9 protein-coding genes are annotated in these 10,374 nt (G+C 36.0%); all 9 read right to left on the reverse strand.

Translation table 11 applies throughout. The features are described 5' to 3' along the window. The coding region (locus AB1630_07205; GenBank protein MEW6103580.1) for a hypothetical protein at positions 1-198 on the reverse strand (198 nt) is incomplete at its 3' end. A gap of 11 nt (positions 199-209) precedes the next feature. After that, positions 210-515, reverse strand: coding sequence for a hydrogenase iron-sulfur subunit (locus AB1630_07210; protein MEW6103581.1), 306 nt, complete (start codon positions 513-515; stop codon positions 210-212). A 152-nt stretch (positions 516-667) separates the two neighbouring features. Next, positions 668-2,269 carry an FMN-binding glutamate synthase family protein gene (locus tag AB1630_07215; GenBank protein MEW6103582.1) on the reverse strand — a complete coding sequence of 534 codons (1,602 nt, stop codon included), beginning with the start codon at positions 2,267-2,269 and terminating at the stop codon, positions 668-670. A 251-nt stretch (positions 2,270-2,520) separates the two neighbouring features. Beyond that, complete coding sequence (locus AB1630_07220; protein MEW6103583.1) at positions 2,521-3,348, reverse strand: hypothetical protein; 828 nt, start codon at positions 3,346-3,348, stop codon at positions 2,521-2,523. A gap of 461 nt (positions 3,349-3,809) precedes the next feature. Beyond that, on the reverse strand, positions 3,810-5,072 hold the full coding sequence (locus AB1630_07225) for an aminotransferase class V-fold PLP-dependent enzyme (GenBank protein MEW6103584.1): 1,263 nt from the start codon (positions 5,070-5,072) through the stop codon (positions 3,810-3,812). Continuing rightward, entirely contained in the window at positions 5,053-7,170 is a 2,118-nt protein-coding gene (rfbH, locus tag AB1630_07230; GenBank protein MEW6103585.1) for a lipopolysaccharide biosynthesis protein RfbH, read from the reverse strand. Before rfbH ends, AB1630_07225 begins: the two co-directional genes overlap by 20 nt. Next, on the reverse strand, positions 7,163-8,326 hold the full coding sequence (locus tag AB1630_07235) for an ATP-binding protein (GenBank protein MEW6103586.1): 1,164 nt from the start codon (positions 8,324-8,326) through the stop codon (positions 7,163-7,165). The genes rfbH and AB1630_07235 overlap by 8 nt, the downstream gene beginning before the upstream one ends. Further along, on the reverse strand, positions 8,326-9,483 hold the full coding sequence (locus AB1630_07240) for an FIST N-terminal domain-containing protein (GenBank protein ID MEW6103587.1): 1,158 nt from the start codon (positions 9,481-9,483) through the stop codon (positions 8,326-8,328). The genes AB1630_07235 and AB1630_07240 overlap by 1 nt, the downstream gene beginning before the upstream one ends. Continuing rightward, a complete protein-coding gene (locus AB1630_07245) occupies positions 9,483-10,193 on the reverse strand; it encodes a response regulator (protein MEW6103588.1) in 711 nt (236 codons plus the stop codon). The genes AB1630_07240 and AB1630_07245 overlap by 1 nt, the downstream gene beginning before the upstream one ends. Between the last annotated feature and the right edge of the window lie 181 nt (positions 10,194-10,374).

Consider the following 10,374-nt stretch of genomic DNA (forward strand, 5'->3'; position numbering starts at 1 on the left):
TATAGAACTGAAAATCATCATCAATTCTATGGCTTCTTCAATTAAATCCTGTTGTTCTTTCTCTAACACTTTAGAGTTTTCAGAATGGTTTGTATCTATCAACTCCAACCAATATTTACTCTCTTTTGCTTCTTTACGGCAAATCTTTATTCTCATAACAAATAAATTATATTGTTTTGAATTTTCAATTTTAGTCATTTGAATTTGTTTTAAGATTTCGGATTTCGAATTTCGGATTTCATTTGTTCCATTAAAGCTAAACCCATACGATTTTTGGGGATGGCTTTTATCCTATCCATTATATTCCCTATTTCTTTTGGCTCATATAATTGTAACCTTTCTTCTTCTAAGCCTATCTCTTTAAGAAGCCTCTTTGCATACTCAACCCTTCCTTTGGCAAGATCTCTGCATTCATCACAGGCAATTACAAAAATCCCATCTATTCCAGAGGAAAAAAGGGAAAGAAGCCACAAAATATCTATCTTTTTAAGGCAGGGGATATGGACTAGCCTTATACCTTTCTGCTGGTATCTATCTAATTTAACTTAAAACAGCAAAAGATTACTATCATTTTTTGTTTTGAAAAAACGAAAGGCGTTTGTCCAGATTAACCAACAAACGCCTTTGTCTGTTTTGATACTTTGTGGTATCTAAATGCGGCTCTTTATCAACTAACCCCCCCCGCTAATATCTTTTCTGCCTCTTCTCGGTAAGCATCCATTAAATAAGGGATACCGGTAACCTTAGTGCATTCTTCCGTCAATGACATCAGCTCATCTCTGGTAATGGCATTGATGTTGAAGCAGCGTGCTCCTGCCATAATCTGCTGAAGCCCTACCTTAATCTTTTGTGAATAGCTGTAAATGCCAAGTGCACCTAAAGGAAGATTTTTCATCTCATCCTTGCCAAGCAGATTAGCTACCTCTTCGTAGCAGACGAAGATTTTCTCAACGGTTGTCCCGTATTCATGAACTGTCTTGGGTATATCCTCCTCCTCTATCCATTTGGCAATATTCTTGCCCACCATTCCTGGTATCATCAATGCCCTTCCCATGCAGACCGCCTTTGTAAATGGAGCACCCAGAGCCAATGCTTTAAAAACGCCATCTTCACTGGAAAATCCGCCGGCAAAGGCAATATCTGGCACTTTTTCGCCTTTATCAGCTAACTTCTTGCAGAATTCATAGGAAGCTGCATGTAAATAAAGGGAAGGCATACCCCATTCCTCCATCATCCGCCAGGGGCTCATTCCTGTTCCACCACTTGCACCATCAATCGTGAGAAGGTCAATCTTTGCCTTTGACGACCACTTAATAGCCATAGCCAATTCTCGCAAGCCATAAGCACCTGTCTTTAGGGTTATTCTCTTAAAACCAATATTGCGAAGCCTTTCAACCTCTTTATAAAAACTCTCTTCATCAATAAACCCAAGCCTGCTATGACGCTCAAATTCTTTGATGGCAGTATCATGGAAGGCTTGCTGAATTACAGGGTCTGATGGGTCAGGGGTTACAATATAGCCCCTCTTTTTCAATTCTAATGCCCTTTCTAAAGACCTTACCTTAATCTCTCCACCAATACACTTTGCACCCTGCCCCCATTTAAGCTCAATTGTCTCTAATCCATGCTTGCTATGGACATACTCAGCTACGCCTAAGCGGGTATCCTCCACATTCATCTGAACTAATATCTCGCCATATCCTTTATGATAGCGCTTGTAGGTTTCAATGCGTCTATCCATATCAGGTGCTTTTTTAATCTTGTGGTTAGAGTCAAGTTCTAGCTCAGGGTCAATTCCGCAGACATTTTCTCCACAGACTAAGGTAACGCCACTTATTGCTGCACCAACAGCAAAGTGTTCCCAATTTTTGCGAGCAATCTCAGTAGAGCCAAGTGCTCCTGTAAAGATAGGCACAGACATTTTAACCTTAATATCCCAACCATATTCGGTCTCTGTATTTACCGCTGGAAAGGTAGCTGTATCTGGATCTCCAACTACTCCTTTTGGTAGCCCTTTAGCACCCAAAGCATATCCTTGAATATTAAGATGTGAGTAATCAACAGGATAGTTTTTGTCACCACCTGCGGTTATCTCGCCAAATGGCCCTGGATAGATAACCTCTCTACCGCGAAAGCTTGCTTTGAATACCTCGCAGTTTCCCTTGCAGCCATCTATACATCTACTACATAGCCCACTAGATGGCACTACACTCCTTGAGCGATTTGATGTTTGAGTTGCATCATTCGCATTTGGTTGTTGTAAATTCATTTTTTCTTTATCCTCCTTGCACCTTAAAAAAACAAAAGGGTGCTTTTTTTATTTGACACCCTTGTCATATTTTTCTAATACCACTTTGTATTTAGTATATTGATATTTTAAATATAAATTTACACCTTGTCAATAAATTTTCACAAATGTGTAGTTACAATATCAAAATGTTAAAAAAATAATCTTTATCACCTTGTGCTATGTATTTATCTGTTTGTTCTATATATCGCTTTACCTTAAGATTATTCATCTTATTCTCCATTATACCTTAATATCGCTGGTTTGAAATCACGGGGGTTTAAGACCTTTATTATTCCATGTGAGGGGGCAAGAACAAATAGCCCCTCTTTTTGGGCATTTAGTTCAACACCGCCGCCAAACCTTCCGCCTGCTACTGCGGCGATTATCTCACAGTCTCTATAGAATTTAAAGAAGTCAAAGAATCTTTTATACCAGTTAAGGAAATAGCTCATATCGCTTGGTTCAAAGGTTGTTTTTGCCTCTACAACTAAGGCTGTTTTTTTGTTATTTCTTTCTCCCACAATGATTATATCCGCCTCCCTTTCCTCCTCTGTGCCATTTAAAGAATAAAATCCCTTTACCCTGCGATGTATTTCACTTATCTTTATATTTAGGCTCTTTGCTAGCTTAATTGCCCTTGGTTCAACCAGACCTTCAACAAACTTGCCTAAGCCACCGGTCATCTCTCCCACCATTTTATTAACATTTTTTATCTCTTTGGAAAGCTGAGAATCTGTCTTTTCCAGACCGCCTGTTACTTCTTCTACCATCTTGGCAACATTCTCTATTTCTTTGGAAAGCTGAGAATCTGTCTTTTCCAGACCGCCTGTTACTTCTTTTACCATCTTGGCAACATTCTTTATCTCTTTGGAAAGGTCAGCATGTATTTTTTTCCACTCAATCTCTGTTCTCTGTAGCTGGGCATCTGTTTTTTGAAGCTCGGTCTCTGTCTTTTGCTGCAGGCCATCTGTCTTCTTTTGACTTTCCTTTAATTCCTTTATCCCAATAAATAAATCTTCTATCCCTTTTTCTATCCTATCCAATCTATCATTCTTCATAGCCTTATTTTATAAAAAGGGCTTTAAAAAGTCAATCAGAATTAGGAAGTAAGAGACAAAGTAGGAATTTCCAAGCTCGCCAGAGGATTGGAAGGCAAAGTTAAAGGGTTTTTGGTAAAAGGTAGGAAAGACTTAATTTTAAGTATGTGTTTAGCTTTAATGGAACAAATGAAATCCGAAATTCGAAATCTTAAAACAAATTCAAATGACTAAAATTGAAAATTCAAAACAATATAATTTATTTGTTATGAGAATAAAGATTTGCCGTTAAAGAAGCAAAAGAGAGTAAATATTGGTTGGAGTTGATAGATACAAACCATTCTGAAAACTCTAATGTTTAGAATTTTGAATTTAGATATTGTTTCGTGCTTCGTGCTTCGGATTTCGTGCTTTCTTTCATTTTAACTTCCTTTCTTCTTCTCGTCTACCCAAACACATACCTTTAACTTGTAGTTATAATGTCAGGGTTTTGGGTAGCTTTTTGTTTCATCCATTATTCTCTCTAATGTTTCAAGGAATACCTTACATTCCTCAATTGTGTTGTAAAAATATAAAGAAGCCCTAATTGCAGGAATGTTTCTGTTTATTCCTTTTGCATTAAACCAGGAATGGACACAGAATGTGCCGCTTCTTGTCATTATGTTATTTTTTTTATCAAGACGCTCGGAAATATCACCCAGACCAAGCCTTTTGATAAAAAATGTAATGATTCCTCCCCTTAATCTTGGGTCTTTTGGTCCAATTAGCTCTATATCCTTATAATTTATAAGATTCTCGGTCAAAAATTTATTTAGGGACATTTCTTGTTTTTCTATATTTTCAAAGCCAATATCTAAAAGGTAATTGCAGGCTACACCAGCTCCAATAATTGCAGCATAATCCTGCAAGCCTGCCTCAAATTTATGGGGAGGCTTTAAATAGATAGGCATTTTATCATAGAATGTATCAACAATGGTATCGCCTCCAACCAAAAATGGCTCTAATTCCCTTAAAAACTCATATTTTCCATATAAAACACCGAGGGATGGTCCGCACATCTTATGAATAGAAAAGGCAAGGAAATCAACATCAAGGCTTTGGACATCTATCTTTTTATGGGGAACATATTGAGCCGCATCAAGCATAACCAAAGAGCCATTTTGATGGGAAAGTTTGATAACCTCATCCGCTGGTATTGTATAGCCATCTAAATTTGATGTATGAACCATACTTACAAGCCTTACATCCCTTATTAGCATATCCTTAAATCTTTCAAGGTTAAATGTATTGTCTTCACAAGATGCCACAATTTTATGCTTAATAATCCCTTTTCCTTCCAGATTTTTCCAGGGGCAAAGGTTAGAATTATGCTCCTTGTCTGTAGTTAAGACAATATCGCCCTTTTTAAACTTAATGCTTTGGGTTATAAGATTTATCCCCTCTGTTGTATTTTTTGTAAAGATAATCTCATTGACGGATTTTGCATTGATAAATCTTCTTATAATCTCTCTGGCTTCTTCTGTTTTTTCATTAACCTTGCTGGCAAACCAATGGGAGCTTCTCCCTCCCCCACAAGCAGGGAATTTGTGATAGTATTCATTTATTGCTTTAATTACAGGAATTGGTTTTAATGTCATACAGGCATTGTCAAAGTATATGGGAGGCTTTTTATTCCTCTTTTGAAGAATTGCTGGAAAATCCCTTCTTATCTTTTCTATATCCATCTTAAATCCTTCTAAATACATCTAGGATATAGCCTATTATTTCCTCTGTTATCCCTGGGTAAAGACCAATAAAGAATGAATTTTGCATAATAAAATTGGAATTATCAAGAGAGCCTGATACCCTATATTTTATATCTTTGTAAGCTGGTTGTTTCAATATATTTCCTGCGAATAAAAGCCTTGTTTCTATTTTATTTTTCTCTAGGTAGAGAATGAGCTTCTTTCTTTCAATTCCTTCCTTTATTGTTATTGGAAATGCAAACCAGCAAGGCTCTGCTTTTGGCAAAGACAAAGGAAGGATAAATATATCCTCAAATTCTTTTAATCCTTCATAAAGCAATTCAAAATTTCTCTTTCTTGTCTTTGTAAATTGAGAAAGTTTTTTAAGCTGAACAATGCCAATTGTTGCCTGAGCTTCTGTTGCCTTAAGGTTATATCCAATATTTTCATAGAGATACCTTCTGTCATACTCACCCTTAAACCTCTTTGGGCAAGAGGCATTAGGGTCTTTGGTTAAGATACAGGGCTTGCAATTACAAGCCCTTCCCCAATCCCTTAAGGAACATATGGTTTCTGCAAGAGGTTTGCTATTTGTTGTTATACATCCTCCCTCGCCCATTGTTATATGGTGTGCGGCATAGAAGCTAAATGTTGAAAGGTCTCCATAGCTTCCAACAAGCCTTCCATCGTATTTTGAACTTAAAGCATCGCAAGAATCCTCTATAAGATAAAGGTTGTATCTCTTTGCAATCTCCTGAATTTTATCCATTTCACAAGGATTTCCAAGTGTATGGGCTATATTTATAGCCCTTGTTTTATCTGATATTGCTTTTTCTATATCAATTGGCTTTGGATTGTATGTCCCTATTTCAACATCAACAAATACAGGGATTAAATTATTCTGGATTATTGGGTTTATTGTTGTTGGAAATGCCGAGGCAGGCGTTATAACCTCATCACCTGGTTTTAACTTAAGCCCTGCAATAGCTAAAAGATTAGCAGATGAGCCAGAATTTACAAGAATGCTATACCTTCTCTTAAGGTATTTGGAAAATTCCCTTTCAAATTCCTCTGTTTTTTCTCCCAAGGTAAGATAGAAATCCAAAATTGCATCTACCCCTGCCTTAATTTCTTCTGAATTATAAACCCTTCCTCCTGTATGAATCTTTGAAATTCCTTGCTTAAATTGGCTTTTGTGAAATAAAGCATAATAATTGTCTATATTTTTGTGAATATCTCCTAAAATTTCTTCCTTAATAAGGTTTTTCATTAAAACAAGCCCATCTTTTGGGGATAAAATCTTTGTTTTTAGCTCCCTTTGTGCCTTATTTATTATCAAACCTCCCCTTAATGGTCTTTTAGCCCTTTGGTCTAATTCTTTAGTTTTAAAGCCAAGGATAAGCCTTTTATCAAGAGAGAAAACATCGGCTAAAGCCAAAGCAAATTCATACCTTGAAATTTGACCATCACCCGATATATTATAAACCCCATTTTTACCATTTAAAATAAGCTCTTTTACACATTCTACAAGGTTATCAGCCAATATTGGATTTCCTATCTGGTCATTTGCAACCCTTATTTCCTTATTTTTAAGGCTCTCTTGTAAAACCTGAAGGACAAAGTTTGTTCCCTCGCTATAGCTAAAAACACCCGTTGTTCTTATGATAAGGTAATCTTTAAGGCTTTTTACTATTTCCTCACCAATTAGCTTTGTCTTTCCATAATAGTTTATTGGATTTGGAATTGCCTCTTCTGAATAAGGCCCATCTTTGCCATCAAAAATATAGTCAGTTGAGAAGAAAACAAGCTTTGTGTTGTATTTTTTTGCTTCCTCAACAACATTTTTTACACCCAAAACATTTATTCTTCTTGCTTCTCTTTTTTCGCTTTCACATCTATTGACATTGGTAAGGCTTGATGTAAGAATGGATATATCTGGCTTAATTTTAGAAAATATGGCTTCTACCCCTTTTTTGTTTGTTATATCAAGATAGATAAGGTTTCCTGTTTTATTCTTGCAATATGTCCCGAAAACCTCATAGTCTCCCAATAGAGCTTTATAAAGCCTTTTCCCTATCTGACCAGAGGCACCGATTATAAGAATTCGTTTTTTAGGCATTAGCGGGAAGAAAGATAATAAATTTTGTTCCAACACCTTCCTTGCTCTCTATCTTTATTTCTCCCTTATGTGCATCTATTATTCTCTTTACAATGGCAAGACCCAAACCTGTTCCCTTTTTCTTTGTTGTAAAGAATGGATTAAATATATCTTTTATATACTCTTCCCTTATTCCACACCCTGTATCAAAAACTTCTATTTGAACGCGGCCATCAGAAGGCTTTGTTGTAAATTCTATTCTTCCCTTACCATTCATTGCCTCATAGGAATTTCTGATAATATTGATAAGACCATCCCTTAACCTATCAGGGTCTCCCTTTATAATAGGAATTTTTTCTAAATTTTTTACTACATTTATTCCAAAAAGCCTATCAATACCAAATTCAACCAAAGCATCATCTATTATCTTGTTTATATCCATATCCTTTATTTCAAATATAGGAAGCCTTGAAAGACCCAAAAGCTCTTCAATATATTTTTCTACCCTATTTGCCGCCTCCTCCATCCTATGAATCTTCTCTTTAAACCATGCATCGCTTTTAAACCTTTTATCTAAAAGATACATCCCTGCCTTTATAACATTTAGGGGATTTCGTATCTCGTGGGCTGCCTCTTGGGCAATCTGGGCAAGTGTTGCAAGCTTTTCCTTTTCAATAAGCTCATCCTTTACCTCTTTAAGCTCTCTATAAAGCCCTGATGTTTCTAAAGCAACACCCAGCCTATTGACCATAATGGTTAAAATCCATTTTTCCTCCTTGCTAATTTTTAAAGGGTTAATCTTTCCCAATAAAAGAATAGCCCTTATATCATTCTTTACCCTTATAGGAAAGGCAATTACTGTTTTTGGTTTATATGGTAAGAAGATGGAGGTCTCTTTTGATGTAATTATAGGCTTTTCTTTATTTACTATTTCTTTTATTAGCCACTCATCAGGCTTTACAATTCCCTCTTTTTTTAAGCCTATTTTTTCCTTAATAAAAAATACATTTTTTTCCCTATCAAACAGCAAAATAACCCCTAATTCTGCTTTTAAAAATTCTATTGCCTCATCCAAAACAATTCTTATAACCTCATCAGACGAGGTTGTAGCACCTATACTTGCTGCAACTGTATATAGGATTGAAAGATGTGTTAGCTTTTCCTCAAGGGTTTTCATTAAACAATCGCACCGACTACAATGGTTTTGTTATGAAATAAAGGAGGCCCTTCTTTCAATTGGCTTATTTCTCCAAAGGTATAGAAGCCAAAGAGGGGAATATCTTCTCCAAAGACATTTTTTACTTCATCTATTTCCCTCTCTGCTTCATCGTTTAATATCCAAACCCTTGAGATGCAATTAAATATAAGGACAGCCTTTGGTTTTTTACCCCTTAAAGAAGCAAAGGCTTCATTTGCGGCTTCTGATGCAGCAGAAATTAAAGAATTTTTTGTTGCTTTCATCACCCTAACAACAGAATTTGGTAAAAGCTCTGCAGAGCAGGTTATTGACCTATCAGGGTTTGCGCAAACAAAGTGTCTTATTAGGTATTCTTCACGCATCTGTGGTGAGCCCAAAGGATGGGTATGTGTTTCCTCTATTTTTCTAAAATCATCTGGTTCTATTTTTTCTTTAAGTTTAAAATGGGAAAGATAGGCATCAAAGGCAGGCTTTCCATCCAACTGATGAATTCTATTTCCCTCTGCCTTTGTTATTACCATAGGGTCTCCATAAGGGGTGAAGCCATGCTTTATTCCAACACCCACAATTGGGGCATCTGAAAGGATTAAGGCTCCAACAATAGAATCACTTAATACCTCATTGTTTATAATTTGATATGTTTTAAGGAATTGGCAGTTATCACCTGCTGCACCCCCAACTACATTGACATTTGGACCTAAAACATTATAAATTCCCTTAACCATCTGTGTTCCATTTCCAGACACACCATCAGAAAAAAGAAAAAGTGTCCCTCTTGGCTCCTTAACTCCTTCTATAAGGCTATTTGCCAATTCCTCCCCTGCCTTTCTTCCATCCTTTGAAAAATCCCTTCCTACCCCAGTTTTTATTGTAAGGGAAGAAGAAATAGCCATTAAAACGCAAGAATTATCTAAAACCCTGTCAAAGGCTATCTCCTTTGAAGATGAGCATCCAATAATTTGACAATCGGTAAATACATCTTTTACTCCCCTTAAAACATCAGGAATATTAAGGCTAGTAGAGGAAAAAAGGATAATAAGGCTTGGTTTTTTTATCTTTTTAGCCGCCTCAGATGCTGCCCCTTTTCCTGCTTTAAACCCCTCTTTCTCTCTTCCTACACCAATTGCTATTTCCATTAAATTACTTTCTTCATCAAATCTAAAAGGGGTTCAAGATCAATAGGCTTCTTCATAGAGCCATAAAGCCATTTTGCCTCTTCCCTTTGCAAAATTTGTGTAAGGTCATAACCTGTTATCAAAAGAACCTTTATATCTTTATGAATATCTCTTGCTTTTTTAAAGAGCAAAAGCCCGTCCATATCCGGAAGGCAAAAATTTAAAAGAATAAGATTAATCCTATTTTTCTTTAGAATAGCTAAGGCCTCATATCCATCCTTTGCACTTAAGACATTAAACCCTTCCATTATTAGATGCTCACTCAAGAAATCCCTTATCCCTACCTCATCATCAACAATTAGAATCATCTTATCATTTAAAAGGGTCTTTTTAATAACCTCAATTATCCTTCCTGGATTAAATGGCTTATGAATGCAGGCATAAGCACCCTCAAATATTGCCCTTTCTATCATATCCTCAACAGCAAAGCCTGTCATCATAATTACCTTGCAATCTGAATTTTTTTCTTTAATCTTTAAGAATAGCTCAACGCCATTCATCCCAGGAAGCCTTATGTCTAATAAGGCAAGGTCAAACCTTGTTTTTTCTAGTTTTTCAAGGGCAGAATTTCCATCAAAAGCTATATCGGTTTCAAACCCTTCCATCTCTAATACCTCTTTTAAAAGCTCTGCTAAATCCTTTTCGTCATCAACAATTAAAATATTAGCCACTTCTTATAAAGAATAGTATTCTTAATCAAGATTTGTCAATGAAAAATCTATTCTGCCAGAACTTCCCCAACTTTTTACAAATCTATATAAACAATAAGATAAAATGGATTATTGTTAAAAAAACAAAAAGAAAAGAAATATTTAAGAAAAATACCAAATCTGCCGATATTAAAGAAGGGGA

This window comes from bacterium (assembly GCA_040753555.1).
Taxonomy (GTDB): Bacteria; UBA9089; UBA9088; order UBA9088; family UBA9088; genus JBFLYE01.